This window comes from Ramlibacter alkalitolerans (assembly GCF_016722765.1).
In the GTDB taxonomy this organism is placed as follows: Bacteria; Pseudomonadota; Gammaproteobacteria; order Burkholderiales; family Burkholderiaceae_C; genus Ramlibacter; species Ramlibacter alkalitolerans.
The window spans coordinates 399,279-422,877 of record NZ_JAEQND010000002.1 but is presented as its reverse complement, the minus strand read 5'-3'; the positions used below and the strand labels follow the sequence as shown (position 1 = coordinate 422,877).

The following is a 23,599-nucleotide window of genomic DNA, read 5'->3' as shown; positions in this document are numbered from 1 at the left end:
CTGCTGCTGCCGGGATCGCTCAATCGTGTACCACGCCGGCCGGTGCGCCGGGCTCTTCGAGCGGCGTCGCGGCGGCCAGGCCCGGGGGCATGTTGCGTCGTGCCGCCGTGCCGGCGGGCCCGGGCAGTTCCATCCGGACGCGCCGCGGCTGCTGGCCGCCCGTGGCGGCGGCCGTCGGCGGCTCGGGCGCGGGCGCCGGCTTGAGCATCGCATACAGCTGCATGACGGTGCGCACGTAGTTCTGCGTCTCGGGATAGTTCGGGATGCGGTTGCCGGCGCGCTGCACCGCGCCCTCGCCCGCGTTGTACGCCGCCAGCGCCAGTTCGAGCCGGCCCGGGAACATGCGGATCAGGTCGCGCAGGTAGCGCGCGCCGGCGCGCAGGTTGACGCGCGGATCCTTGAGCTTCTTCTCCAGCGGCGCCCGTGCGTCGCCGGCCAGGCCGTAGCGTTCCGCCGTCGCCGGCATGACCTGCATCAGGCCGATCGCGCCCTTGGGCGAGACCGCGCGGGGATCGAAGCCCGATTCGGCGGCGATCAGCGCCTGCAGCAGCGCCAGTTCGATGCCGTGCTCGCGCGCCGCTTCGCTCACCTGCGGCTGCGCCTGGCGAAAGCCGGGGGACACCTGCAGGAACGAGAGGACGCGCCCGCTCGCGACGGCGGGCGCCGCCGTGTGCGGCGGCGCTACGCCTTCGGCCGTGTCGAAGCTCTCGCCGCCGCGGAAGAACAGCTCGTAGCGCGGATCCAGCTTCTCGGCGGCGAAATGCGCCGTGCCCTGGGCATCGACGAAGCCCCAGATCTCCGCCTGCGCCGGCGCCAGCCACAGTGCGCACAGCAGCGCGGTCAGCGCCGCGCGCAGCCTCATTGCTGCAGCTCCAGCGCCTGGCCGCGGCGCTGCGCGTATTCGGCGGCCAGCATGGACATCACCACCAGGGAGTCGTAGCCGTCGCGCACGCGCACCGCCTCGCGCAGCACGCCTTCCTGCAGGAAGCCTTCCTTCAGGTACAGCGCCTGGGCCCGCGTGTTGCGCATCTTCACGTCGAGCCAGAAGCGGTGGGCGCCGAGGTCGTCGAAGGCGATCTTCTTGATCACGCGCACCGCCCCATGACCGTAGCCGCTGCCCTTGTTCTGCACCACCATGCGCTTGAGTTCGATGCAGGCGTGCTGGTTGCGGCAGCCGATCAGGATCAGGAAGCCGGCGCGCTCCAGGCCCGGGCCGGCCTCGATGATGAAGTGGCGGAAGTCGGGAAAGCGGATCGCCGCCTCGTGCTGCATCTTCTCCCAGGGCGTGATGTAAGGGAGGTTCTCCGGGTCCTGTTCGAGCGACAGCACGTATTCCAGGTCGCTCTGCATCGTGGGGCGCAGGCGCACGCGCGCCGGATCGGCTTTCGTCTCGGGTTGCGATGGGCTCATGGTGACCTCCTCCTCTGGCTGTCTTCAGATATCGATTTCGACCGCGTCGCCGTGCAGTTCCATCAATTCGCGCCGCGCCGCCGCTTCGCCCTTGCCCATCAGCTTGGTGATCAGGTTCTCGGTGCCGGAGAAGTCGACCTTGCCCAGTTTGACAGGCAGCAGGCGCCGGGTGTCGGGATTGAGCGTGGTCTCCCACAATTGTTCCGCGCTCATCTCGCCCAGGCCCTTGAAGCGGCTGATGGTCCACTTGCCTTCCGCCACGCCTTCCTTGCGCAGCTTGTCGAGGATGGCGGTGAGCTCGCCCTCGTCGAGCGCGTACTGCTTGCCGGCCGGCTTCTTGCCGCGCGCGGGCACGTCGACGCGGAACAGCGGCGGCCGCGCCACGTACACGTTGCCGGAGGCGATCAGCCCGGGGAAATGGCGGAAGAACAGCGTGAGCAGCAGCACCTGGATGTGCGAGCCGTCGACGTCGGCATCGGACAGGATGCAGATCTTGCCGTAGCGCAGGCCGGAGAGATCGACCGTGTCGTTCGGCCCGTGCGGATCGACGCCGATCGCCACCGCGATGTCGTGGATCTCGGTGTTGGCGAACAGGCGGTCGCGCTCGACCTCCCAGGTATTGAGCACCTTGCCGCGCAGCGGCAGGATGGCCTGGCATTCCTTGTCGCGGCCCATCTTGGCGCTGCCGCCGGCCGAATCGCCCTCGACCAGGAAGATCTCGTTGTGCGCCAGGTCCTTGCTCTCGCAGTCGGTCAGCTTGCCGGGGAGCACGGCGACGCCGGAGCCCTTGCGCTTCTCCACCTTCTGGCCGGCCTTCTGGCGCGATTGCGCCGCCTTGATCGCGAGTTCCGCCAGCTTCTTGCCGTACTCGACGTGCTGGTTGAGCCACAGCTCCAGCGCCGGCCGCACGAAGCTGGAGACCAGCCGCACGGCGTCGCGCGAATTCAGGCGCTCCTTGATCTGGCCCTGGAACTGCGGATCCAGCACCTTGGCCGACAGCACGTAGGAGGCGCGGGCGAACACGTCCTCCGGCAGCAGCTTGACGCCCTTGGGCTGCAGGTTGTGCAGCTCGATGAAGCTCTTGACGGCGTTGAACAGGCCGTCGCGCAGGCCGCTGTCGTGCGTGCCGCCGGCGGTGGTGGGGATCAGGTTGACGTAGCTCTCGCGCACCGGCTGGCCGTCTTCGGTGAAGGCCACGCACCAGGCCGCGCCCTCGCCCTCGGCGAAGTTCTCGTTGTTCTCGGCGAAGCCCTCGCCCTCGAACAGCGGGATGACCGGATCGGAGGTCAGCGTCTGCATCAGGTAGTCGCGCAGGCCGCCCTTGTACTGCCAGCTTTGGGTGTCCTTCTTCTTCTCGTCGGTGAGCTGCACGATCACCCCGGGCATCAGCACCGCCTTGCTGCGCAGCAGGTGGGCCAGCTCGCCCAGCGGGACCTGGCTGGACTCGAAGTACTTCGGATCGGGCCAGACCCGCACCGTGGTGCCTTGCTTGCGGTCCTCCGGGCCGGCCTTGCGGACCTGGAGCTTCTCGACGACGTCGCCGCCGGAGAAGGCGATGGCCGCGACCTGGCCTTCGCGGTAGGTGGTGACTTCCATGCGCCTGGCCAGCGCGTTCGTGACCGACACGCCCACGCCGTGCAGGCCGCCGGAGAAGCTGTAGGCCCCGCCCTTGCCCTTGTCGAACTTGCCCCCGGCATGCAGCCGCGTGTAGACCAGCTCGATGACCGGCGCCTTCTCTTCGGGGTGCAGGCCGAAGGGGATGCCGCGGCCGTCGTCCAGGATGCTGACGGAGCCGTCGGCATGCAGGATCACGCCGATGCGCTTGCCGTGGCCGGCCAGTGCTTCGTCGGCGGCGTTGTCCAGGGCCTCCTGCAGCACGTGCAGCGGGTTGTCGGTGCGGGTGTACATGCCCGGGCGCTGCTTGACGGGCTCCAGCCCCTTGAGCACCCGGATCGAGGCTTCGGAATAGTCGGACGGTTTCGTGGCCATGGGAGCCGGATTGTAGTGGCCCCGTGCCGTCTCACTGGATAGGCATCCAGCCGCGGTGTTGCCTCGATGCCGAGTCGTCATCAATCGAGGCCGCGGATTTCATCGTCGCGGACAACCCCCCGCCCGGCGCGGGGAACACTTTTGTCGCTACATTCGCCCGGATGCAAACCGCCGCTCCCAAGCTTTCGATGACGCAGGTGCTGGCCTGCGGCGCCCTGGTCGTGACGCTGTCGATGGGCATCCGCCACGGCTTCGGCCTGTGGCTGCAGCCGATCACCCAGGCGCAGGGCTGGGACCGCCAGACCTTCTCCTTCGCGCTGGCGATCCAGAACCTGGCCTGGGGCTGCATCGGCATCTTCGCCGGCATGCTGGCCGACCGCTTCGGCGCCTTTCGCGTGCTGGTGGCCGGCGCCATCCTCTACGCGCTGGGCCTCGCGGGCATGGCCTTCCCGACCAACCCGCTGGTGTTCGCGCTGACCTCCGGCGTGCTGATCGGCGCCGCCCAGGCGGGCACCACCTACGCCATCGTCTACGGCGTGATCGGCCGCCAGATCGACGCGAGCAAGCGCTCGTGGGCGATGGGCGTGGCCGCCGCGGCAGGCTCGTTCGGCCAGTTCCTGATGGTGCCGGTCGAACAGACCCTGATCGGCAGCCTGGGCTGGCAGAACGCCCTGCTGGTGCTGGCCGCGGCCGCCCTGCTGATCGCGCCGCTGGCCATCGGCCTGCGCGAGCCGGGTGCCGGCAGCGCGCATGCGGCGCGGCGCGAACAGACCATGCTGCAGGCGCTGACCGAGGCGTTCCGCTACCCCAGCTTCCAGCTCCTGATGGCGGGCTACTTCGTGTGCGGCTTCCAGGTGGTGTTCATCGGCGTGCACATGCCGAGCTACCTGAAGGACAAGGGCCTATCGCCGCAGGTGGCGAGCTATGCGCTGGCGATCATCGGCCTGTGCAACGTGTTCGGCACCTACATCGCCGGCATGCTGGGGCAGAAGCTGGCCAAGCGGAAGATCCTGGCCAGCATCTATTTCGGCCGCTCCATCGCGATCGCGCTGTTCCTGCTGGCGCCGCTCACGCCCTTGTCGGTCTACATCTTCTCCGCCGTGATCGGCCTGCTGTGGCTGTCCACCGTGCCGCCCACCAACGCCACCATCGCCAACATCTTCGGGGTGGCGCACCTGTCGATGCTGGGCGGCTTCGTCTTCTTCAGCCACCAGATCGGCTCCTTCATGGGCGTGTGGCTGGGCGGCCTGCTGTACGACCGCACCGGCAGCTACGACATCGTCTGGTACCTCGCGATCGCGCTGGGCATCTTCGCCGCGATCGTGAACCTGCCCGTGCGTGAATCGCCGATCGCGCGCACGCCGGTGCCGCAGGGGGCGTGATGCCGGCCCGAGCCCGCAGGATCGCTGGCTATGCACTCGCGGTCGTCGTGCTCGTGGGGGTGTTCACGCTCTATACGCGGCCCGAGATGATGGTCAGCATCGGGGACATGATCTGGGCGTGCTTCCGGTGACAGGCGAAGCCGTCATCCCCGCGCAGGCGGGGATCCAGGAGGCACCGCTGCTGGTGCCATGGCTGGTTCCATTGCTGGTGCACACCCGTTGCCGCCTCGCCGGACCAGCCCTGCCGGGTGCGGACCGCAACGGTGCGGCTTCGCTGACTCGTGCCACCAGCACTGCCGAAGACACGGGTAGCGCAGGCCGCTTCCGTCGTACCCGCGCGCTCCAGGACCAGGGCGTGACAGTCCGACTCGGCGACATCAAGGAGGAGGCGCGGGCGCGCGGCCCTCACGGGCAACGGTTCCCATCCGCGCCGGGGGACAGTCGCAGAGGCGGACTGTCACGTCCTGGTCCGGCCCCGGGGGGCACCGTCGCCCGTGGACTCCAGCCCACCGACTGAAATGCACGGCACCGAAGAACCTTCTGACTGGATCCGACGCTGGGCGCACCTCGTGCCCGCCGGCGGTACGGTGCTCGACCTCGCCTGCGGTAGAGGCCGGCATGCGCGCTTCTTCGCCGCGAATGGTCACGCCGTCACCGCCGTCGACCGCGATGCCGATGCGCTGGCCACCTTGCAGGGTGTGGGAGAAACCATCCAGACCGACATCGAGAACGCCCCCTGGCCGCTCCCCGGCCGGCAGTTCGATGCCGTGATCGTGACCAACTACCTCTGGCGCCCGCTGTTCCCGCAGATCCTGGCCAGCGTCGCGCCCGGGGGCGTGCTGCTGCACGAGACCTTCGCGCTGGGCAACGAGACGGTCGGCAAGCCCTCCCGGCCGGATTTCCTGCTGGCGCCCGGCGAACTGCTGCGGGCCTACGGTGGCGAGCTGCGGGTGGTGGCGTTCGAGGACGGCTTCCTCGAGCCGCCGCCCCGGTTCGTGCAGCGGATCGCGGCGGTGCGCGAGCGACCCGGCCCTACAAGGGCGCGTTACATGCTCTCGTTAGAATCGGGCATTCCCCGGGAACAACCATGACTCCGATTACTGGCAGCATCGTCGCGCTCGTCACACCGATGCTGGACGACGGCAGCGTCGATTACCCCACCTTGCGCAAGCTCGTCGACTGGCACATCGAGCAGGGCACCGACTGCGTGTGCGTCGTCGGCACCACGGGCGAATCGCCCACCGTCGACGTCGAGGAGCACCAGGAGATCATCCGCGTCGCCGTCGAACAGGCGAACAAGCGCGTGCCGATCATGGCCGGCTGCGGCGCCAACTCCACGCTCGAAGCGATCGCGCTGGCGAAGTTCGCGCAGCAGGTCGGCGCCGACGCGCAACTGCAGGTGGTGCCCTACTACAACAAGCCCACGCAGGAAGGCCTGTTCCAGCACTTCAAGGCCGTGGCCGAGGCCACCGGCGACCTGCCCATGGTGCTGTACAACGTGCCCGGCCGCACGGTGGCGGACATGCTGCACGAAACGGTGCTGCGCCTGGCGCAGGTGCCCGGCATCGTCGGCATCAAGGAAGCTACGGCCAACATCGAGCGCGCCCAGTGGCTGATCAAGGAAGCGCCGAAGGGCTTCTCGGTCTATTCCGGGGACGACCCCACCGCCGTGGCCCTGATGCTGTGCGGCGGCCAGGGCAACGTGAGCGTCACGGCCAACGTGGCGCCGCGCCTGATGCATGAACTGTGCGTCGCCGCGATGGCGGGCGAGGCGAAGAAGGCGATGGAGATCCAGCGCCGCCTGATGCCCGTGCACAAGCACCTGTTCGTCGAGGCCAATCCGATCCCCGTGAAGTGGGCGATGGCCCGCATGGGCCTGATGGGCGGGGCGCTGCGCCTGCCGATGACGCCGCTCGCCAAGGCCAATGAAGCCGTGGTCGAGGGCGCGCTGCGTGCCGCCGGCCTGCTGGGCTGAGCACGCCAAGTATCCAAGAGGGAATTCCATGAAGTTGATCGCGAAGTTCGGCCTGGTCGCCCTGGCCGCCGCGCTGTCCGCCTGCTCGTTCCTGCAGGAGGATCGAATCGATTACCGCAGCGCGACCAAGGGCCCGACGCTCGAAGTCCCGCCGGACCTGACGCAGCTCTCGCGCGACTCGCGCTACGTCGCCCCCGGCGCCGCCGTGTCCGCCAACAGCTACAGCCTGGGCCAGGCCGTGCCCAACCTGCCGACGGCCGCCACCGCGGTGGGCGACGTGCGCATCGAACGCGCCGGCAACCAGCGCTGGCTGGTGGTCAACCGCCCCGCCGACCAGTTGTGGGGGCCGGTGCGCGACTTCTGGCAGGAAGCCGGCTTCCTGCTGGCCATGGACCAGCCGAACCTGGGCATCATGGAGACGGACTGGGCGGAGAACCGCGCCAAGATCCCGCAGGACATCATCCGCAACACGCTGGGCAAGCTGATCGACTCGGCCTACTCCACGTCGGAGCGCGACAAGTTCCGCACCCGCCTGGAGCGCTCGCCCACCGGCGGCACCGAGATCTTCATCAGCCACCGCGGCATGGTGGAGGTCTACACCAGCCAGCAGAAGGAGAACACGGCCTGGCAGCCGCGCCCCTCGGATCCGGAGCTGGAAGCCGAATTCCTGCGCCGCCTGATGGTCAAGCTCGGCGCCCCGCAACTGCAGGCCGCGGCCGCGACCAACGTCGCGCCCGACCGCCCGAGCTCGCGCATCGCCACGGTCAACAGCCAGCCGGTGGTGCTGATCGACGAAGGCTTCGACCGCGCCTGGCGCCGCGTCGGCCTGGCGCTGGATCGCACGGGCTTCACCGTCGAAGACCGCGATCGCAGCCAGGGCACCTACTTCGTGCGCTACGTGCCGCCGAACCCGGACAAGAAGAATGCGGGCTTCTTCGGCCGCCTGTTCCGCCGCGACAGCGCCGAGGCGCCGCTGAAGTACCGCATCAACGTGAAGTCCGAAGGCCAGACCACCACCGTCTCCGTGCTGAACGCGAACGGCGCGCCCGAGACTTCGGACAACGCGCAGCGCATCGTGCAGGTCATCGCCGACGACCTGAAGTAGCGTGATCCGGTTCAAGAGCCTGGGCAGTGGCAGTTCGGGGAACGCCACCGTCGTCCAGGCGCGCAGTGGCGCCGGGGCGGCGCACCTGCTGGTCGACTGCGGGCTCGGCATCCGCGAGCTCGACAAGCGCCTGCGCGCCGCCGGCATGATGGCCGACCAGATCGATGCGGTGTTCATCACGCACGAGCACGGCGACCACATCGGCTGCGCGCGGACGCTCGCGCTGCGCGAGCGCATCCCGGTCTACATGAGCGAAGGCACCTATGCGGCCATCGGCCAGCCGGACTTCGAAGGCCTGCTGCGCCTGGCCTGCGACGGCCTGGCCTTCGAGGTGGGGGCGATGCAGGTGCGGCCCTTCACGGTGCCGCACGACGCTCGCGAACCGCTGCAACTGACCTGCACCGACGGCAGCACGCGCCTGGGCGTCGTGACCGACCTGGGCCATGTCACCGCGCACGTGCTGCAGGAACTGGCCGGCTGCGCCACGCTGCTGCTGGAGTGCAACCACGACGAGGACCTGCTGCGCACCTCGAGCTATCCGGCCTTCCTCAAGCGCCGCGTCGGCGGACCCTACGGGCATCTCGCCAACAGCGCGGCCGCGGCGCTGGCGCAGGCGGTGCTGGCCGCCGGCGCGCTGCGGCAGGTGGTCGCAGGGCACCTGAGCGAGCAGAACAACAAACCGGAACTGGTGCGCGCCGCGCTCGCGCAGGCCCTGAACTGCGCCAGCGACGACGTGCACGTCGCCGATGGCCCCAGTGGCAGCGGCTGGCTGACCGCCTAGCGAGCCCAGCAGACGGCGGCAACAAGAAAGCCGCCCGAGGGCGGCTTTCTTGCGTTGCGCAGTCGCGCAGCGCGGCGATCAGCGCGATGCAGCGGACGACGCGGCGGAAGCAGCGGCGGCAGCGGAGTCGGCAGCGGCAGAAGCCGAGCCGGCAGCGGCGGAAGCAGCGCTGTTGGCAGCGTCGGCGGCGGGCGCCGCAGCGGGAGCCGGGGCGGGCGCGGGTTCCGGAGCAGCAGCGGGGGCCGGGGCGGGCGCGGGCGCCGGCTCTTCCTTCTTGCCGCAGGCGGCCAGGGCAACGGCGGCGACCAGGGTGGCCAGAACGAGCGATTTTTTCATTTCAGTTTCCTTCTTAGGGATGGGGACAACGATTCCGGAACTTTGTCCTGGCGGGCGAAGCCGCTAGTGACCGAGCGGAGAGGCTCGAGCCCTTTCCAACTCAGCCAAAAATTATAACCTCAAAGGGTTTTTACTTCGGGGCAGACCCTTACTTCGGAACCTATAGTCCTAGCAGGGTGGGCGGAAAGGCGGGCGTCGCCTTCGCCAGCCACTCGTTCAGCGTCTCGCGCAGAAGCACCCGGCGCTGCGGCTCGCTGCCGCAATAGCCGTTGCTGCGGTCCACGTCGCGCCGCTCCAGCACCCACGCCGGACTCCACAGCGCACTGGGGATTTCGAGCCGGCCCGCGCCCGCGCACGCCAGCGGCGTGACGATGTGGGACCAGAGCCGGCGCCACTGCACGAAGCGCGCATGCTGGCGCAGCACCCCGTCGTAGCTGCGCGCGAGCAGCACCATCCTGCGTCCGCCGGCGGACCACGCCTGCAGCGATTCGGCCACCGCGCGCTCGCCGAGCGGCCAGTCCTGGAAATCGGCGTCGCTCAGGATGATCTCGCGCCAGCCCTCGCGCGTCGCGCAGGCCAGCGCATCGCGAACGAGCTGGCGGAAGTCGTCGCGGCTGTCGAAGCGGCGCGAGGGCAGCGGCGCTGGCGGCGCGGAGATCGGCTGGTCGTTCATGGCTCCCCCTCGTTGGCGTGCGCCCAGCCGGCCTCGCACCAGGACAGCAGCAGCGCGCGCGCACCGTCGCTCGCGTGCGCCAGCTCCGCCGGCTCGAGGCGACGCCGATCGGCCAGCCGGCGCATCAGCTTCGCATCGGCACCGCCGGCGCGCCAGGCCTCGCCGTTGATGAAGACATGGCGCCCATCATGCAGCATGCGCGTGCGCGCATCGAGCGCCAGCGAGCGCAGGCGGCGCGGCGCGCGGCCCGGTTCGAACCACACGCTGGCCTTGGGCTCGGTGAGGTATTCGCCCAGGGCGCGGTCCAGCGCCGACGGGTCCTTCAGCGCCGCCGCCAGCGCCTCCTGGGCGAAGTGGCGCAGCCCTTCGGGGATCGCACCGGGTGACTGCGTCGCGGGTTGCGCGGGATCCTTGTACAGGCGCTGCGGCCCCTCTTCCGCCGCTTCGTCGGCGATGCGCTGCAGCAGCTCGCGCGCCAGCTCCGCCTGCGCCGGGGCCCGGAAGCCGATCGAATACGTCTGGCACTCGCCCTCGGCGATGCCGTCGTGCGCATACCGCGGTGGCAGGTACAGCAGGTCGCCGGGTTCGAGGAGGAACTCCTGCTCGGGCTCGAAGTTCGCCAGGATCTTCAGCGGCAGGCCTTCCTGCAGCTGCAGATCGGTCTGGCGGCCGATGCGCCAGCGGCGGCGTCCCTGCGCCTGCAGCAGGAACACGTCGTAGCTGTCGAAGTGCGGACCGACGCCGCCGCTGTCGGTGGCGTAGCTGATCATGAGGTCGTCGAGGCGCGCGGCCGGCACGAAGGCGAACTGGTGCAGCAGCGCGTGCACGCCGGCATGGTGCAGGTCGACGCCTTGCACCAGCAGCGTCCACCCGGGCTGCTTCAGCGCCGGCAGGGCGCGCCGTGCGAAGGGGCCGCGCTGCAGGCGCCAGGAGCGCCCTTCGCGCGCGACCAGGCGCGACTCCACCTCGTCGCGTGCAGCCAGCGCGAACAGCTCGCGCGGCGGCAGCAGGGCCTGGAAGCCGGGGATGGCCTGGCGCACCAGCAGCGGCTTCTTCTGCCAGTGCCGCTTCATGAACAAGGCCGGGCTGAGGCCGCCGAGCAGGGGCAGGGGTGCAGTGGGATCCATGGGGAGCTGCGACAATTCTCCTATGGAAATCACACCGAACTGCGTCGTCGCCCTGACCTGGACGCTGAAGGACACGCTGGGCGAGGAGCTGGACCGACTCGAGGAGCCGGTGGAGTTCCTCGTCGGCGGCCGCGACCTGCTGGCCAAGGTGGAGGAGGCCCTGCAGGGCCACGAGCCGGGCGACCGGCTCGACCTGCACATCGAGCCGGAGGACGCCTTCGGCGACTACGACGAACAGCGCGTGTTCCTGGAGCCGCGCGGCGTCTTCCCGCAGGAGCTGGAGGAAGGCATGACCTTCGAGGGCCTGCCGGCCGGCGCGACCAGCACGGACGCGCCGAAGAACCTGCTCTACACGGTGACGGAGATCTACCCCGAACACGTCGTCCTCGATGGCAACCACCCGCTGGCCGGCATCGCGATCCGGCTGCACCTGAAGGTGGAAGACGTGCGCGAGGCGACGGAAGAAGAAGTGGGCCGCGGCACGCTGGGGACGGGCTTCTTCCGCATCGGGGACTGAACGGGTTTCGGTGTTGACCGATCAATCTCAACGCAAAAGCCGCAAAGGAAAACGAAAGCCGCCAAACGAAGCCATGACCATGGCTTTGCCTTTGCGGCTTTTGCGTAGCTTTTGCGGCTTTTGCGTTCGAATTCTTGGCGAGGTGCGCACAAAAAAGGCGCCCGGCCTGCACCGGGCGTTTTCACTGGCGATGCGCTCGCTTACCCGCGATAGATCACGCCGTTGTCCACGCGCACGCGGTCGCCCACGCGCAGGTCGCCCGTTGCCGGGACTTCGTACGTGCGCATCTGGCCCTGGTCCGTCTGCATCGTGATGCGGTAGCCGGCCTGCGTCGTCACGCCCTGCGAGTTGCGCGCGATCTGGTTGCCCACCGCGGCGCCCGCCACGCCACCCAGCACCGTCGCAGCGGTGCGGCCCGCGCCGCTGCCGATCTGGTTGCCCAGCAGGCCGCCCGCCAGGCCGCCCACCACCGCGCCCAGGATGTTGGTGCCGCCAGGGGCGGTCGTGCCCACGGGCAGGTATTCGATGTTGACGATGCGGCCGTACTCGCTGCCCGCCACCGGGTAGCTGGCCACCGGGTACGTCGAGGTCGGATACGTCGAAGCCATCGGGCCGTAGGACGAGCACGCCGCGAGCGTCGCGATGGCCAGGCCACCGGTCACCAGCGATGTCAGACGGGAAATGGTGCGCATGGAATTCTCCTTCGTTTGCTGATCTGCACAGCGCCACCCACCACGGGTGCGCCCTGTACAGCTCATTGAATCGGGAGCACGCCGGGCACGGGTGCAGTCTTTTCCGCACTTACACGTAGGACAGCAGTGGACAGGCTGTCAGCGCCTGCGGACGCAACAGGAGATCAGCTCTTCCCTGTGGACCCGTAGCCGCCGACGCCGCGCTCGGTGGCCGGGAAGTCCGACACCACCTGGAAGGAGGCCTGCACCACCGGGACGATCACCAGTTGCGCGAGCCGCTCCATCGGCTGCAGCGTGAAGGCGATGTCGCTGCGGTTCCAGGCGCTCACCATCAACTGCCCCTGGTAGTCGCTGTCGATCAGGCCGACCAGGTTCCCGAGCACGATGCCGTGCTTGTGGCCCAGGCCCGAGCGCGGCAGGATCAGCGCCGCGTAACCGGGGTCCTTCAGCCAGATGGCGATGCCGGTGGGCACGAGCTGCCACGCGTTGGGCGCCAGCGTGAGCGGCGCGTCCAGGCAGGCGCGCAGGTCCAGGCCGGCGCTGCCGGGCGTGGCATAGGTGGGCAACTGGTCCGCCATGCGCGGATCGAGGATCTTGACGTCGACTTGCATTCGAGGGGAAGAAGGTCAGGTGCCGGCCGGGCGCGCGCGGCGGGCGATCTCCGCCACCAGCTGCCGCGCGAGCGCCAGCTTGGAGGCGCGGGGCAGTTCGACCACGCCTTGCGCGTCGACCAGCAGCAGCTGGTTGTCGTCCTGGCCGAAGGTGCTCGGGCCGATGTTGCCCACCAGCAGGGGCACGCCCTTGCGTTCGCGCTTGGCCCTGGCGTTGTCCACCAGGTCGTGGCTCTCGGCGGCGAAGCCGACGCAGAACAAGGCCCCGCGTTGCGCGCGTTCGCTGCGCGCCACGGTGGCGAGGATGTCGGGGTTCTCGGTGAAGCTCAGCGCGGGGGGCTGGCCGCTGCCGTCCTTCTTGATCTTCTGGCCCGATTCGGTGGCCGGCCGCCAGTCCGCGACCGCGGCGGTCGCGACGAAGACGTCGGCCTGCGGGGTTTCCGCTTCGGTGGCGGCCAGCATCTGGCGCGCTGAAGTCACGTCGACGCGGCGCACGCCGCGGGGCGTGGCCAGCCGCACCGGGCCGGCGATCACGACCACGTCGGCGCCGGCTTCGCGCGCCGCGCGGGCGATCGCGAAGCCCATCTTGCCGGAGGAGTGGTTGGTGATGCCGCGGATCGGGTCGAGCGCCTCGAAGGTGGGACCCGCGGTGACCACCACCTTGCGGCCGGCCAGCAGCTTCGGCTGGAAGAAGGCGATCACGTCCTCCAGCAGTTCCTGCGGCTCCAGCATGCGGCCGTCGCCGGTTTCGCCACAGGCCTGCAGCCCGCTGCCCACGCCCAGCAGCGTGGCGCCGTCGGCGGCGAGCTGCGCCATGTTGCGCTGGGTGGCGGGATGGGCCCACATCTCGCGGTTCATCGCCGGTGCGATCAGCAGCCGCACGCTCGCGATCGGGCGCGCCAGGCACAGCAGCGAAAGCAGCTCGTCGGACCGGCCCTGCACCAGCCTGGCCATGAAATCGGCGCTGCAGGGGGCGATCAGGATGGCGTCCGCTTCCCGCGACAGGTTGATGTGCGGCATGTTGTTCGGCTCGCGCGCATCCCACTGCGATGTGAAGACGGGGCGGTTCGACAGCGCCTGCATGGTCACCGGCGTGATGAATTGCTCGCTGGCCTGCGTCATGACGACCTGCACCGTCGCACCCTGCTTGACCAGCCCGCGGCACAGCTCCGCGGCCTTGTAGCACGCGATCCCACCCGTGAGCCCGAGGACGATGTGCTTGCCGGCGAGGTCGTTCATCGGGGGAAGTTTAGCGTTCAGCGTTGGGCGTCGAGCGAGGCAGTCCGGGTTCACGCCCAACGCGCAACGCCGAACGCCCCACCGAGAGGTCGCCGGGAGGCGACCGTATAATTCCGCTTTACCACCTCCCGGGAGCGCGCCTCCCGACCGACATGACCAAATTCGTCTTCGTCACCGGCGGTGTGGTGTCCTCCCTCGGCAAGGGAATCGCCTCAGCCTCCCTCGCAGCGATCCTGGAGTCGCGGGGCCTCAAAGTCACCCTCATCAAGCTCGATCCGTACATCAACGTGGATCCGGGCACGATGTCGCCCTTCCAGCATGGCGAGGTGTTCGTGACCGACGACGGTGCCGAGACCGACCTCGACCTGGGCCACTACGAGCGCTTCGTCACCACGCGGATGCGCCGCGCCAACAACTTCACGACCGGCCAGATCTACAAGTCCGTCCTCGAGAAGGAACGCCGCGGCGACTACCTGGGCAAGACGGTGCAGGTCATCCCGCACGTGACCAACGAGATCCAGGAATTCATCCGCCGCGGCGCCGGCATGGGCACGGCCGGCGAAGTGGACGTGGCGATCGTCGAGATCGGCGGCACGGTGGGCGACATCGAGTCCCTGCCCTTCCTCGAAGCCGTGCGCCAGATGGCGCTCAAGCTCGGGCCGAACAACTCCGCTTTCGTGCACCTCACGTACGTGCCCTTCATCCAGGCGGCGGGCGAACTGAAGACCAAGCCCACGCAGCACACGGTGCAGAAGATGCGCGAGATCGGCATCCAGCCCGACGCGCTGCTGTGCCGCGCCGACCGCAACATCCCCGAGGACGAGGCCGACAAGATCAGCCTGTTCACCAACGTGCCCAAGTGGGGCGTGATCTCCATGCCGGACGTGGACACGATCTACAAGGTGCCGCGCGTGCTGCACGAGCAGGGGCTCGACGGCCTCATCTGCGACAAGCTGCGGCTGAACACGCCGCCGGCCAACCTCAAGCGCTGGGACCAGCTGGTGTTCGAGGTGGAGCATCCGCGCGGCGAGGTCAACATCGCGATGGTCGGCAAGTACGTCGACCTGTCGGACAGCTACAAGTCCCTGAACGAGGCCCTGCGCCACGCCGGCCTGAAGAACCACATGCGCGTGAAGATCGACTATGTCGACTCGGAGACGATCACGCCGGAAACGGTGGACCAGCTGGCCAAGTTCGACGCCGTGCTGGTGCCGGGCGGCTTCGGCAAGCGTGGCGTGGAAGGCAAGATCCTGGCGGCGCGCTTCGCCCGCGAGAACAAGGTGCCTTACCTGGGCATCTGCCTGGGCATGCAGGTCGCCACCATCGAGTACGCGCGCGACGTCGCCGGCCTCGAAGGCGCCAACAGCACCGAATTCGATCCGCAGACGAAGCACCCGGTGATCGCGCTGATCACCGAATGGCAGGACGCGAGCGGCGCCATCCAGCAGCGCAGCGAGCAGTCCGACCTCGGCGGCACGATGCGCCTGGGCGCGCAGAGCTCCGACATCGCCAAGGGCACGCTGGCCCACCAGATCTACGGCGACGTCGTCACCGAGCGCCACCGCCACCGCTACGAAGCCAACGTGAAGTACCTGGACCAGCTGCGCAAGTCCGGCCTCGTGATCTCCGCGCTGACGCAGCGCGAGCAGCTGACCGAGATCGTGGAGCTGCCGCAGGACGTGCATCCCTGGTTCATGGGCGTGCAGTTCCACCCGGAATTCAAGTCCACGCCCTGGGACGGCCATCCCCTGTTCAACGCCTTCATCCATGCCGCCTGCCAGCACCAGGCGCAGCGGCAGGGGACCAGCCCCAAGTCGCTCAAGGCGGTGGCCTGATGAAGCTCTGCGGCTTCGAGGTGGGGCTCGACCGCCCCTTCTTCCTCATCTCGGGGCCCTGCGTCGTCGAGTCCGAGCAACTGCAGATGGACGTTGCCGGCCAGCTCAAGGAGATCACCGCTGCGCTGGGCATCCCCTTCATCTTCAAGAGCAGCTACGACAAGGCCAATCGATCGTCCGGCGCGAGCTTCCGCGGCCCGGGCATGGAAAAGGGCCTGGAGATCCTGGGCAAGGTCAGGCGCGAGCTGAAGGTGCCGGTGCTCACCGACGTCCATACCGAGCAGGAGATTGCGCACGTCGCCGAGGTCGTCGACGTGCTGCAGACGCCGGCCTTCCTGTGCCGCCAGACCGATTTCATCGGCGCCGTGGCGCAATCGGGCAAGCCGGTGAACATCAAGAAGGGCCAGTTCCTCGCGCCCGGCGACATGAAGAACGTGATCCGGAAGGCCCGCGAGGCCGCGCGCGAGAAGGGCCTGCCGGAAGACAGCTTCCTCGCCTGCGAGCGCGGCGCCAGCTTCGGCTACAACAACCTGGTCTCGGACATGCGCGCGCTGGCGATCCTGCGCGAGACGGGTGCGCCGGTGGTGTTCGATGCCACGCACTCGGTGCAGCTTCCCGGCGGCCAGGGCACCAGCTCCGGCGGCCAGCGCGAATTCGTGCCGGTGCTGTCGCGTGCCGCCGTCGCCGTGGGCGTGGCAGGCCTGTTCATGGAGACCCATCCCGATCCGGCCCAGGCCCTGTCCGACGGGCCGAACGCGGTGCCGCTCAAGCACATGCGCCCGCTGCTGGAAACTCTGGTGGAGCTCGATCGGGTGACCAAGAAGAACCGTTTCATGGAGAACGACTTTGCCTAGTGCCTACATCCTCGCCAACGTCGAAGTCACCGACCCGCAGCAGTACGAAGAGTACAAGCGCCTGTCCACGCTCGCGATGAAGGCGCATGGCGCCGAAGTCTGCGTGCGCGGCGGCGCCGTGCAGGTGCTGGAAGGCGACTGGACCCCGGCCCGCACCGTGCTCCTGAAGTTCCCCTCGCTCGAAAAGGCGCGCGCCTTCTACGACTCCCCCGAATACGGCGCCGCGAAGAAGGCGCGCGAGGGAGCGGCGGTGATGCGCATGGTGCTGATCGAGGGCACCTGAAGACGAACACCTTCAACGCAAAAGCCGCAAAGGTCACGCAAAGACCGCAAAAGAGTTCAAGGATGTTCTTTGCGGCTTTTGCGTCACCTTTGCGGTTTTTGCGTTGAAAAAATCCTTGAACCCGGAGAAGAAACTGAATGAGCGCAATCGTTGACATCGTCGGCCGCGAGATCCTGGACTCGCGGGGGAATCCCACCGTGGAGTGCGACGTCCTGCTGGAATCCGGCACCATGGGCCGCGCCGCCGTGCCTTCCGGCGCTTCCACCGGCTCGCGCGAGGCCATCGAACTGCGCGACGGCGATCCCAAGCGCTACCTGGGCAAGGGCGTGCTCAAGGCCGTCGACCACATCAACACCGAGATCTCCGAAGCGGTGCTGGGCCTCGACGCCTCCGAACAGAATTTCCTCGACAAGACGCTGATCGACCTCGATGGCACCGAGAACAAGAGCCGGCTGGGCGCCAACGCGATGCTGGCGGTCTCGATGGCGGTGGCCCGCGCCGCCGCGGAGGAATCCGGGCTGCCCCTGTACCGCTACTTCGGCGGCATGAACGGCTGCCTGCTGCCGGTGCCGATGATGAACGTCGTCAACGGCGGGGCCCACGCCAACAACAACCTCGACCTGCAGGAGCTGATGATCATCCCCGTGGGCGCGCCGTCGTTCCGCGAGGCGCTGCGCTACGGCGCCGAGGTGTTCCACGCGCTCAAGAAGATCATCCACGACAAGGGCATGAGCGTCGCGGTGGGCGACGAAGGCGGCTTCGCGCCGAACGTCGAGAACCACGAGGCCGCGATCCAGATGATCCTGCAGGCCATCGAGCGCGCCGGCTACAAGCCCGGCGAGCAGATCGCCCTCGGCCTGGACTGCGCCTCCAGCGAGTTCTACAAGGAAGGCGAGAACCTGTACGACCTGTCCGGCTCGGAAGGCGAGAAGCTCTCGCCCGGCCAGTGGGTCGACACGCTCGAGAGCTGGGCCGGCAAGTACCCGATCATCAGCATCGAGGACGGCATGGCCGAAGGCGACTGGGACGGCTGGAAGCTGCTGACCGAGCGCCTGGGCCAGCGCGTGCAGCTGGTGGGCGACGACCTGTTCGTCACCAACACGAAGATCCTGAAGGAAGGCATCGAGAAGAACATCGCCAACTCGATCCTGATCAAGATCAACCAGATCGGCACGCTGAGCGAGACCTTCGCCGCCATCGAGATGGCCAAGCGCGCCAACTACACCGCCGTGATCTCGCACCGCTCCGGCGAGACCGAAGATTCCACCATCGCCGACATCGCGGTGGGCACCAACGCCGGCCAGATCAAGACCGGCTCGCTCTCGCGCTCGGACCGCATGGCCAAGTACAACCAGCTGCTGCGCATCGAGGAAGACCTGGGCGAGATCGCCCAGTATCCCGGCCGCTCGGCCTTCTACAACCTGCGCTGAGCGCAAGGATCGCTGCTTGAAGGGCCGCCTCGTCACCGCGCTGCTGATCGGCCTGCTGGCCGTGGTGCAGGCCCAGCTCTGGCTGGGCCGCGGCAGCGTCGGCGACGTCGCCCAGATGCAGCAGAAACTGGACGAGCAGAAGGCGCGCAACGCCGCCGCCCAGCAGGCCAACGAGCAGCTCGCCGCCGAGGTGCGCGACCTGCAGGAAGGCCTGGAGATCGTGGAAGAAAAGGCCCGCGCCGAACTGGGCATGGTGCGGCCCAACGAGGTGCTGGTCCAGATCGCGAAGTGACGGCGAAACCGTGACGCGCGCAGGCGCTTCGGGCGAAGCCGTCATCCCCGCGCAGGCGGGGACCCAGAACCAGCGCATCGCGCTGCTCGGCGCCGAAAGCACCGGCAAGACGACCCTCGCGGCCGATCTCGCCGACCACCTGCGGGGGCGCGGCCTGGACGCCGTCGCCGTCCCCGAAGTCCTGCGCGAATGGTGCACGCGCACCGGCCGCCTGCCCCGCCCCGACGAACAGCTCGCGATCGCCGAGGAACAGGAAGCGCGCGTCGACGCCGCCGCCACGCAGGCCGACCTCGTGATCGCCGACACCAGCGCGTTGATGGTGGCGATCTACGCCGGCATGCTGTTCGAGGAGGGCGCGCTCTACCGCTTCGCCCTCGCACGGCAACGCCGCTACGACGCCACGCTGGTCACCGGCCTGGACATCGCCTGGACGCCCGACGGCCTGCACCGCGAAGCCGCCTCGCGCGAACAGGTCGACGCGCTGGTGCGCGACCACCTGCAGCGCGCCGGCCTGCCCTACCAGGTGGTGTACGGCCACGGTCCGCAGCGGCTGCACTCCGCGCTGCAGGCGCTGACGGCTTGCGGCATCCTCGCGGAAGCCAGGGACCTGCGCGAAGAGACGCGAAAAGCCGGCGCCGCCGGCTGGGTCTGGCTCTGCGACAAGTGCAGCGACCCGGCCTGCGAGCACCGGCTTTTCAGGCAACTGAAAGGCGAAAGCGGTCAGTGAGCCTGCGCGGCAGGCTCCCGGCCACCGTGCGCGCTCAGTTCTTGTCCTTCTTGGCGACCTTCTTCGACTTCTTGGCCGTCTTCTTGGCGACCTTGGTGGACTTCTTGGCGGCGGCAGCCGGCTTGTCGGCGCTGGTGTCGGCAGACGGGGCGGCGGCGGGTGCCGTGGCGCCGCCGGTGGCCGGCGCGGCCGGGGTGGTGCCTTGCGCGAAGGCGAAGGAGACGGCCAGCGAGGTGATCAGGGCAGCAAGCAGCTTGTTCATCATTGTTCCTTGGGGTTGAAAGGGCGCACAGACGCCCCGCTGCTTGCAACGCGCGACCCCGCCTTTGCGGTGACAGGCCGCGCGCCCCGCTCGTTTCGGAATGTACCGACCTTGCGCCCGCGCACGCTCAATGCATGGTGGACGATCCCGGCGGGCGATCCCCGGGCGAGGTGAAGATCTGCGCCGTGTCCACCGCGTCGAAGCGGTAGTGCTGGCCGCAGAAGTCGCAGGACACGTCGATCTCGCCGCGTTCCTCCAGGATGCCCTCGGCCTCCTCCTCGCCCAGGCCGCGGATCATGGCCGTCACGCGCTCGCGGCTGCAGGTGCAGGCGAAGCGCGGGACCTGCGGATCGAAACGCAGCAGCTTCTCCTCCCAGAACAGGCGCCGCAGGATGGTCTCGACGTCGAGCTCCAGGAGTTCCTTCGGGGTCAGGCTGCCCGCCAGCGTCGCGATGCGGTTGAAGTGCTCCAGCTGGTCGGCCGGGTCCATCTCGGTGCCGGCGGCGACATGGCTGCCGCCCTCGGCCGGCAGCCGCTGGATCAGGAGGCCGGCGGCGACCGATTCGTTCGCCGCCAGCACGATCTTCGTGTCCAGCTGCTCCGACTGCCGCATGTAGTGCTCCAGCACGTCGGCCAGGCGGGGCGCGCCGGTGCCGGTGGTGGCGTTCAGCGGCACGACGCCCTGGTAGGCCTGCTGCCCGGGCAGGCGGTCCTTGGGATCGAGCGTGATCGCGCAGCGGCCGCGGCCGTTCACGTTCACCAGCTCCTGCAGGTGCGCGCCGGGGGCGACTTCGCCGACCACCTTGGCCGTCACGCGCAGGCTCAGGTCGTGCTGCACTTCGGCGACGGCCACCTTCACCGGCCCCTCGCCGAAGATCTGCATCACCAGCGCACCGTTGAACTTGATGTTGGACTGCATCAGCGCGCCGGCGGCAGCCATCTCCCCGAGCAGTTCCACCACCGGCCAGGGCCAGCTGGAGGCGGCGTCGTCGGCGCGGCGGCGCGAGAGGATCTCCGTCCAGGCGTCGGTCAGGCGCACGATGTTGCCGCGCACCGGCAGGCCTTCGAACAGGAACTTGTGCAGCTCGGACATCAGCCGATCTTCTTCGCGCGGGCGTGGCGCTGGGCGTTCTGCACGTAGTGCGGCGGGATGCGCTGGAACTTCGCCACCGCATCGGCGTCGAGCGTGCGGATCGCCTTGGCGGGCGCGCCGACGATCAGGGAGTTGTCCGGAAACTCCTTGCCCTCGGTGATCACGCTGCCGGCGCCCACAATGCAGTTCTTGCCGATCTTCGCGTTGTTCAGGATGACCGCCTGGATGCCGACCAGGGTGCCGTCACCGATGGTGCAGCCGTGCAGCATGACCTGGTGGCCGACGGTGACGTCGTCGCCGATCACCAGCGGCGAACCCGGGTCGGCGTGCAGCACGGAGAGGTCCTGGATGTTGGTGTTGCGGCCGATGCGGATCTGCTCGGTGTCGCCGCGGACCACGCAGCCGTACCAGACGCTCGCGTTGTCCGCCATCTCCACCTGCCCGATCACCTCCGCGCTGTCGGCGACCCATGCGCCCTGCCCCAGCTTGGGCGCCATGCCGTCGAGTTCGTAGATCGCCATTCGATGCTGCCTTTGGCAAAAACTAGAATTGTAGGGATGGAGCTTCGCCATGAGGCGCTGCGGGCCCTGTGCGAGCCCGACCCGCGCCGCAAAGCCGCGCAGGCGCGCGCGCTGTTCGAGCAGGGCCGCCCGTTGCCGGTCTCCCCGACTGCACCGGAACCGCCGGCCGTGCTGCCCGGCCGGCCCGAACGGCCGCGCCTGGTGCATCCCGCCAGGGTGCCGCGCCGCTCACCCACGCGGCCGGAGGGCCTGGCGGCCCTGCTGCATGCCATCGCGCACATCGAGTTCAACGCGATCAATCTCGCGCTCGATGCCGTCTGGCGCTTCGAAGGATTGCCCGCCGAGTTCCACCACGACTGGCTGCGCGTCGCGGCCGAGGAGGCCTTGCACTTCAGCTTGCTGGCCGATCACCTGGCCACGCTGGGCTGCGCCTACGGCGACTTCGAGGCGCACGACGGGCTGTGGGCCATGTGCGAGAAGACGAAGGACGATGTCGTGGCGCGCATGGCGCTGGTGCCGCGCACGCTGGAGGCGCGGGGCCTCGATGCGACGCCGCAGATCCAGGCGCGGCTGCGCCAGGTGGGGACGGCGCCCGCGCTGCGCGCGGTCGAGATCCTGGACGTGATCCTGCGCGACGAAGTGGGCCACGTCGCGATCGGGAATCGCTGGTACCGCTTCCTGTGTGAGCGCGAGGGGCTGGATGCGGTGGCGCACTACGCGACGCTGGCACAGCGCCATGGGGCGCCGCGGCTGCATCCGCCGTTCAATACCGAAGCGCGGCGCCGGGCCGGCTTCACGCCGGCGGAGCTGGAAGACCTGGAACGCGGGACCTGAGCCGCGCGGCTCCTACGGCCGCGCCTTCCTGCGCAGCTTGTGCGGCCGCATCGGCCCGACCGCCTTGCGGAACACGGCCAGCAGGCCCAGCAGGCCGAGCGCACCGGCGATGGCGAGGCCCAGCGCGGAGGTGCGGAACGCGGTGGCCGGCTCGGGGCCGGCGAGCAGTGCGGCCAGGAATTCGCCGCCGATGAAGGCGCCGAAGATGGCGACGAGCACGTTCTCGACCCGGCTCGCCAGACCCGGTGCCCGCATCACCGTGCCAGCCATCCAGCCCGCAGCGGCGCCCACGACGCACCAGATGAAGGGGTTCATGGCCGCTGTCAGCGCTTGACGGGCGGCCGGCGGGCGGCCGGCGGCGCGCCCCTGCGCTCGGGCAGGTGGCGGAACATGATGCGGCCCTTGCTCAGGTCGTAGGGCGAGAGTTCCAGCGTCACGTCGTCGCCGGCGATCACGCGGATGCGGTGCTTGCGCATCTTGCCGCCGCTGTACGCCACGAGCTCGTGGCCGTTGTCGAGCGTCACCCGGAAGCGCGAGTCGGGCAGCACTTCGTCGACGCGGCCGCGCATTTCGATCAACTCCTCTTTGGACATGGAAATTCCTTTGTGCGTGCGGTCCGGCCAAGCGGCCGGACAGGGAGGGGCCATGTCCGGGTCGCGCCAGGCGGGCGGAGCATGGGGAAGGTGGAAAGCCGGCCCTGGCGGGCGGGGCACGCAAATCCCGGAGGAACGATCCTCTCGGTCGATCAGGAATTTGCCTGTGAGAAGAGCCGCCGGTGCGGGGCGGAGCAGGAACGGTATTGTACCGCGTACGGCGTCGCCGCGCACTGCACGATTCAGCTGCCGGGGGCGCTGGCCCGGCGGCGCGGACGCGGCCCCATTTCCGAGGCGCTGCAGGCGGCGTGGTCCTCGGTCAGCGTCATCAGGATGTCGGCATACCAGGCGCAGTTGAGGCCCAGCGATTCGTCCTGCATGAGGTCGCGCCCGCCCATGTCCATGCGGGCGGAGTGCACGCCCAGCAGCCGCCAGGGCATCGCACCCTCGGCCGCCGGCCAGCGCATCACCACCGGCGCCCCGCTGGAGCCGCGGTGCATGCGGCCGTCGGTGAGGAAGTAGCCCTCGCCCTGGAAGCGCACGCCGAACGAGGAGGCGATGATCGCGTGGCGCACCACCGGCAGGTGGTGCAGCGTGTCGTAGAAGCCGAGCGGAAAGCCGACCACCAGCAGCGAGGCGCCGACCTCCACGTCGGCGATCGAGGCCTGCACGTGGTGCGGCTCGAAGGCGCGCAGCACGATGCCTTCCGGCAGCGTGGCGCGATCGAGTTCCAGCACGGCGACATCGACCGGCCCGGCGGAATCCATGCCCTGGCGCCACACGGCGCGGGCGTCGAGGTACAGGGGAACCGACAGCACCGTGCGGCGCGTGAGGTCCGTGGCGTCGACGTGCAGCACGAGTTCCACCCGGTCCGGGAAGTGCCCGGTGGGCTCGTCGTGCAGCACGTGGCGGCTGGTCACGGCGAACAGCCGCTCCTTGCGGGCGAAGAAGAAGCAGGTCGCCGCCGTCAGCAACTGCTTGCCGCGGAAGGTCGACATGCGCGTGGCGCTGAAAAGCAGCGGCTCGGTCACTTGCGGC

Annotated in this window: 29 protein-coding genes; 14 read left to right on the top strand and 15 right to left on the bottom strand. The window is 69.0% G+C overall.

Going from position 1 to position 23,599, the window contains the following annotated elements; all coding sequences use genetic code 11:
- Nucleotides 1-19: 19 nt before the first annotated feature.
- From JI746_RS05125 to JI746_RS05115, 3 genes are read right to left on the bottom strand one after another with little or no spacing between them, the layout of a single operon-like run.
- Nucleotides 20-862 carry a lytic transglycosylase domain-containing protein gene (locus JI746_RS05125; RefSeq protein WP_201687711.1) on the bottom strand — a complete coding sequence of 281 codons (843 nt, stop codon included), beginning with the start codon at nt 860-862 and terminating at the stop codon, nt 20-22.
- Entirely contained in the window at nt 859-1,410 is a 552-nt protein-coding gene (locus JI746_RS05120; protein ID WP_201687710.1) for a GNAT family N-acetyltransferase, read from the bottom strand. The genes JI746_RS05125 and JI746_RS05120 overlap by 4 nt, the downstream gene beginning before the upstream one ends.
- Before the next feature lie 24 nt (nt 1,411-1,434).
- On the bottom strand, nt 1,435-3,399 hold the full coding sequence (locus JI746_RS05115) for a DNA topoisomerase IV subunit B (RefSeq protein ID WP_201687709.1): 1,965 nt from the start codon (nt 3,397-3,399) through the stop codon (nt 1,435-1,437).
- A gap of 161 nt (nt 3,400-3,560) precedes the next feature.
- Between JI746_RS05115 and JI746_RS05110 the strand changes: the two genes are divergently transcribed.
- The 6 genes from JI746_RS05110 (at nt 3,561) to JI746_RS05090 (ending at nt 8,642) form a co-directional block, all read left to right on the top strand.
- Nucleotides 3,561-4,781 (top strand): MFS transporter, encoded by a 1,221-nt coding sequence (locus JI746_RS05110; RefSeq protein WP_201687708.1) that lies wholly within the window; start codon nt 3,561-3,563, stop codon nt 4,779-4,781.
- Nucleotides 4,781-4,912, top strand: a complete 132-nt coding sequence (locus JI746_RS27955) for a hypothetical protein (protein WP_269129402.1) — start codon at nt 4,781-4,783, stop codon at nt 4,910-4,912. Before JI746_RS05110 ends, JI746_RS27955 begins: the two co-directional genes overlap by 1 nt.
- A 387-nt stretch (nt 4,913-5,299) precedes the next feature.
- Complete coding sequence (locus JI746_RS05105; protein WP_201687707.1) at nt 5,300-5,872, top strand: class I SAM-dependent methyltransferase; 573 nt, start codon at nt 5,300-5,302, stop codon at nt 5,870-5,872.
- Nucleotides 5,869-6,756: a 4-hydroxy-tetrahydrodipicolinate synthase gene (gene dapA / locus JI746_RS05100; protein WP_201687706.1), complete on the top strand. Its 888-nt coding sequence runs from the start codon at nt 5,869-5,871 to the stop codon at nt 6,754-6,756. The genes JI746_RS05105 and dapA overlap by 4 nt, the downstream gene beginning before the upstream one ends.
- Nucleotides 6,757-6,784: 28 nt before the next feature.
- Complete coding sequence (gene bamC / locus JI746_RS05095) at nt 6,785-7,861, top strand: outer membrane protein assembly factor BamC (RefSeq protein WP_201687705.1); 1,077 nt, start codon at nt 6,785-6,787, stop codon at nt 7,859-7,861.
- A gap of 1 nt (nt 7,862) precedes the next feature.
- The gene (locus JI746_RS05090) at nt 7,863-8,642 is read left to right on the top strand and encodes an MBL fold metallo-hydrolase (RefSeq protein WP_201687704.1); all 780 of its coding nucleotides are present in this window, start codon (nt 7,863-7,865) and stop codon (nt 8,640-8,642) included.
- 78 nt (nt 8,643-8,720) lie between these two features.
- Here JI746_RS05090 and JI746_RS05085 read toward each other — a convergent pair whose 3' ends face one another.
- From JI746_RS05085 to JI746_RS05075, 3 genes are all read right to left on the bottom strand, one after another.
- Nucleotides 8,721-8,978 (bottom strand): hypothetical protein, encoded by a 258-nt coding sequence (locus JI746_RS05085; protein WP_201687703.1) that lies wholly within the window; start codon nt 8,976-8,978, stop codon nt 8,721-8,723.
- Nucleotides 8,979-9,138: 160 nt separating this feature from the next.
- Nucleotides 9,139-9,651, bottom strand: a complete 513-nt coding sequence (locus JI746_RS05080) for a hypothetical protein (protein WP_201687702.1) — start codon at nt 9,649-9,651, stop codon at nt 9,139-9,141.
- Nucleotides 9,648-10,778 carry a JmjC domain-containing protein gene (locus JI746_RS05075; RefSeq protein ID WP_201687701.1) on the bottom strand — a complete coding sequence of 377 codons (1,131 nt, stop codon included), beginning with the start codon at nt 10,776-10,778 and terminating at the stop codon, nt 9,648-9,650. Before JI746_RS05075 ends, JI746_RS05080 begins: the two co-directional genes overlap by 4 nt.
- A 22-nt stretch (nt 10,779-10,800) precedes the next feature.
- Between JI746_RS05075 and JI746_RS05070 the strand changes: the two genes are divergently transcribed.
- Nucleotides 10,801-11,295: an FKBP-type peptidyl-prolyl cis-trans isomerase gene (locus tag JI746_RS05070; RefSeq protein WP_201687700.1), complete on the top strand. Its 495-nt coding sequence runs from the start codon at nt 10,801-10,803 to the stop codon at nt 11,293-11,295.
- Nucleotides 11,296-11,495: 200 nt separating this feature from the next.
- Here the strand turns inward: JI746_RS05070 and JI746_RS05065 are convergent, their stop codons facing one another.
- From JI746_RS05065 to coaBC, 3 genes are all read right to left on the bottom strand, one after another.
- On the bottom strand, nt 11,496-11,987 hold the full coding sequence (locus JI746_RS05065; RefSeq protein ID WP_201687699.1) for an outer membrane lipoprotein: 492 nt from the start codon (nt 11,985-11,987) through the stop codon (nt 11,496-11,498).
- A gap of 164 nt (nt 11,988-12,151) precedes the next feature.
- Nucleotides 12,152-12,598, bottom strand: coding sequence for a dUTP diphosphatase (dut, locus tag JI746_RS05060; protein WP_201687698.1), 447 nt, complete (start codon nt 12,596-12,598; stop codon nt 12,152-12,154).
- Nucleotides 12,599-12,613: 15 nt separating this feature from the next.
- Nucleotides 12,614-13,837: a bifunctional phosphopantothenoylcysteine decarboxylase/phosphopantothenate--cysteine ligase CoaBC gene (gene coaBC, locus JI746_RS05055; protein WP_201687697.1), complete on the bottom strand. Its 1,224-nt coding sequence runs from the start codon at nt 13,835-13,837 to the stop codon at nt 12,614-12,616.
- A gap of 152 nt (nt 13,838-13,989) precedes the next feature.
- On the opposite strand from coaBC, the gene JI746_RS05050 reads away from it, so the two are divergent.
- The 6 genes from JI746_RS05050 to JI746_RS05025 all read left to right on the top strand — a co-directional run bounded on the left by JI746_RS05050 (nt 13,990) and on the right by JI746_RS05025 (nt 19,258).
- A complete protein-coding gene (locus tag JI746_RS05050) occupies nt 13,990-15,672 on the top strand; it encodes a CTP synthase (protein ID WP_201687696.1) in 1,683 nt (560 codons plus the stop codon).
- Nucleotides 15,672-16,526 carry a 3-deoxy-8-phosphooctulonate synthase gene (gene kdsA / locus JI746_RS05045; protein WP_201687695.1) on the top strand — a complete coding sequence of 285 codons (855 nt, stop codon included), beginning with the start codon at nt 15,672-15,674 and terminating at the stop codon, nt 16,524-16,526. Before JI746_RS05050 ends, kdsA begins: the two co-directional genes overlap by 1 nt.
- Nucleotides 16,519-16,809 carry a DUF1330 domain-containing protein gene (locus JI746_RS05040; RefSeq protein WP_201687694.1) on the top strand — a complete coding sequence of 97 codons (291 nt, stop codon included), beginning with the start codon at nt 16,519-16,521 and terminating at the stop codon, nt 16,807-16,809. Before kdsA ends, JI746_RS05040 begins: the two co-directional genes overlap by 8 nt.
- A gap of 137 nt (nt 16,810-16,946) precedes the next feature.
- A complete protein-coding gene (gene eno, locus JI746_RS05035; protein ID WP_201687693.1) occupies nt 16,947-18,239 on the top strand; it encodes a phosphopyruvate hydratase in 1,293 nt (430 codons plus the stop codon).
- A gap of 16 nt (nt 18,240-18,255) precedes the next feature.
- Complete coding sequence (locus JI746_RS05030; RefSeq protein WP_201687692.1) at nt 18,256-18,531, top strand: septum formation initiator family protein; 276 nt, start codon at nt 18,256-18,258, stop codon at nt 18,529-18,531.
- 10 nt (nt 18,532-18,541) lie between these two features.
- On the top strand, nt 18,542-19,258 hold the full coding sequence (locus JI746_RS05025; RefSeq protein ID WP_330892943.1) for an ATP-binding protein: 717 nt from the start codon (nt 18,542-18,544) through the stop codon (nt 19,256-19,258).
- A gap of 34 nt (nt 19,259-19,292) precedes the next feature.
- On the opposite strand, the gene JI746_RS05020 is transcribed toward JI746_RS05025, so the two are convergent.
- The 3 genes from JI746_RS05020 to JI746_RS05010 form a co-directional block, all read right to left on the bottom strand.
- Nucleotides 19,293-19,520 carry a hypothetical protein gene (locus JI746_RS05020; RefSeq protein WP_201687691.1) on the bottom strand — a complete coding sequence of 76 codons (228 nt, stop codon included), beginning with the start codon at nt 19,518-19,520 and terminating at the stop codon, nt 19,293-19,295.
- A gap of 127 nt (nt 19,521-19,647) precedes the next feature.
- Nucleotides 19,648-20,613 (bottom strand): Hsp33 family molecular chaperone HslO, encoded by a 966-nt coding sequence (hslO, locus tag JI746_RS05015; protein WP_201687690.1) that lies wholly within the window; start codon nt 20,611-20,613, stop codon nt 19,648-19,650.
- The gene (locus tag JI746_RS05010) at nt 20,613-21,134 is read right to left on the bottom strand and encodes a gamma carbonic anhydrase family protein (protein ID WP_201687689.1); all 522 of its coding nucleotides are present in this window, start codon (nt 21,132-21,134) and stop codon (nt 20,613-20,615) included. The genes hslO and JI746_RS05010 overlap by 1 nt, the downstream gene beginning before the upstream one ends.
- 36 nt (nt 21,135-21,170) lie before the next feature.
- Here JI746_RS05010 and JI746_RS05005 point away from each other — a divergent pair, with 36 nt between their 5' ends.
- Entirely contained in the window at nt 21,171-21,968 is a 798-nt protein-coding gene (locus JI746_RS05005; protein ID WP_201687688.1) for a ferritin-like domain-containing protein, read from the top strand.
- Between the two features lie 12 nt (nt 21,969-21,980).
- Here JI746_RS05005 and JI746_RS05000 read toward each other — a convergent pair whose 3' ends face one another.
- From JI746_RS05000 to JI746_RS04990, 3 genes are all read right to left on the bottom strand, one after another.
- Nucleotides 21,981-22,283, bottom strand: a complete 303-nt coding sequence (locus JI746_RS05000; protein ID WP_201687687.1) for a GlsB/YeaQ/YmgE family stress response membrane protein — start codon at nt 22,281-22,283, stop codon at nt 21,981-21,983.
- Between the two features lie 8 nt (nt 22,284-22,291).
- On the bottom strand, nt 22,292-22,561 hold the full coding sequence (infA, locus tag JI746_RS04995) for a translation initiation factor IF-1 (protein WP_201687686.1): 270 nt from the start codon (nt 22,559-22,561) through the stop codon (nt 22,292-22,294).
- A 242-nt stretch (nt 22,562-22,803) separates the two neighbouring features.
- A complete protein-coding gene (locus tag JI746_RS04990; RefSeq protein WP_201687685.1) occupies nt 22,804-23,592 on the bottom strand; it encodes a trypsin-like serine peptidase in 789 nt (262 codons plus the stop codon).
- Nucleotides 23,593-23,599 lie beyond the last annotated feature (7 nt).

Excerpts from the sequence above, each read along its gene's own strand:
- JI746_RS05125 (WP_201687711.1), bottom strand. The coding sequence starts at position 862 with ATGAGGCTGCGCGCGGCGCTGACCGCGCTGCTGTGCGCACTGTGGCTG.
- JI746_RS05120 (WP_201687710.1), bottom strand. The coding sequence starts at position 1,410 with ATGAGCCCATCGCAACCCGAGACGAAAGCCGATCCGGCGCGCGTGCGC.
- JI746_RS05115 (WP_201687709.1), bottom strand. The coding sequence starts at position 3,399 with ATGGCCACGAAACCGTCCGACTATTCCGAAGCCTCGATCCGGGTGCTC.
- JI746_RS05110 (WP_201687708.1), top strand. The coding sequence starts at position 3,561 with ATGCAAACCGCCGCTCCCAAGCTTTCGATGACGCAGGTGCTGGCCTGC.
- JI746_RS27955 (WP_269129402.1), top strand. The coding sequence starts at position 4,781 with ATGCCGGCCCGAGCCCGCAGGATCGCTGGCTATGCACTCGCGGTCGTC.
- JI746_RS05105 (WP_201687707.1), top strand. The coding sequence starts at position 5,300 with ATGCACGGCACCGAAGAACCTTCTGACTGGATCCGACGCTGGGCGCAC.
- dapA (WP_201687706.1), top strand. The coding sequence starts at position 5,869 with ATGACTCCGATTACTGGCAGCATCGTCGCGCTCGTCACACCGATGCTG.
- bamC (WP_201687705.1), top strand. The coding sequence starts at position 6,785 with ATGAAGTTGATCGCGAAGTTCGGCCTGGTCGCCCTGGCCGCCGCGCTG.
- JI746_RS05085 (WP_201687703.1), bottom strand. The coding sequence starts at position 8,978 with ATGAAAAAATCGCTCGTTCTGGCCACCCTGGTCGCCGCCGTTGCCCTG.
- JI746_RS05080 (WP_201687702.1), bottom strand. The coding sequence starts at position 9,651 with ATGAACGACCAGCCGATCTCCGCGCCGCCAGCGCCGCTGCCCTCGCGC.
- JI746_RS05075 (WP_201687701.1), bottom strand. The coding sequence starts at position 10,778 with ATGGATCCCACTGCACCCCTGCCCCTGCTCGGCGGCCTCAGCCCGGCC.
- JI746_RS05070 (WP_201687700.1), top strand. The coding sequence starts at position 10,801 with ATGGAAATCACACCGAACTGCGTCGTCGCCCTGACCTGGACGCTGAAG.
- JI746_RS05065 (WP_201687699.1), bottom strand. The coding sequence starts at position 11,987 with ATGCGCACCATTTCCCGTCTGACATCGCTGGTGACCGGTGGCCTGGCC.
- dut (WP_201687698.1), bottom strand. The coding sequence starts at position 12,598 with ATGCAAGTCGACGTCAAGATCCTCGATCCGCGCATGGCGGACCAGTTG.
- coaBC (WP_201687697.1), bottom strand. The coding sequence starts at position 13,837 with ATGAACGACCTCGCCGGCAAGCACATCGTCCTCGGGCTCACGGGTGGG.
- JI746_RS05050 (WP_201687696.1), top strand. The coding sequence starts at position 13,990 with ATGACCAAATTCGTCTTCGTCACCGGCGGTGTGGTGTCCTCCCTCGGC.
- kdsA (WP_201687695.1), top strand. The coding sequence starts at position 15,672 with ATGAAGCTCTGCGGCTTCGAGGTGGGGCTCGACCGCCCCTTCTTCCTC.
- eno (WP_201687693.1), top strand. The coding sequence starts at position 16,947 with ATGAGCGCAATCGTTGACATCGTCGGCCGCGAGATCCTGGACTCGCGG.
- JI746_RS05020 (WP_201687691.1), bottom strand. The coding sequence starts at position 19,520 with ATGAACAAGCTGCTTGCTGCCCTGATCACCTCGCTGGCCGTCTCCTTC.
- hslO (WP_201687690.1), bottom strand. The coding sequence starts at position 20,613 with ATGTCCGAGCTGCACAAGTTCCTGTTCGAAGGCCTGCCGGTGCGCGGC.
- JI746_RS05010 (WP_201687689.1), bottom strand. The coding sequence starts at position 21,134 with ATGGCGATCTACGAACTCGACGGCATGGCGCCCAAGCTGGGGCAGGGC.
- JI746_RS05005 (WP_201687688.1), top strand. The coding sequence starts at position 21,171 with ATGGAGCTTCGCCATGAGGCGCTGCGGGCCCTGTGCGAGCCCGACCCG.
- JI746_RS05000 (WP_201687687.1), bottom strand. The coding sequence starts at position 22,283 with ATGAACCCCTTCATCTGGTGCGTCGTGGGCGCCGCTGCGGGCTGGATG.
- infA (WP_201687686.1), bottom strand. The coding sequence starts at position 22,561 with ATGTCCAAAGAGGAGTTGATCGAAATGCGCGGCCGCGTCGACGAAGTG.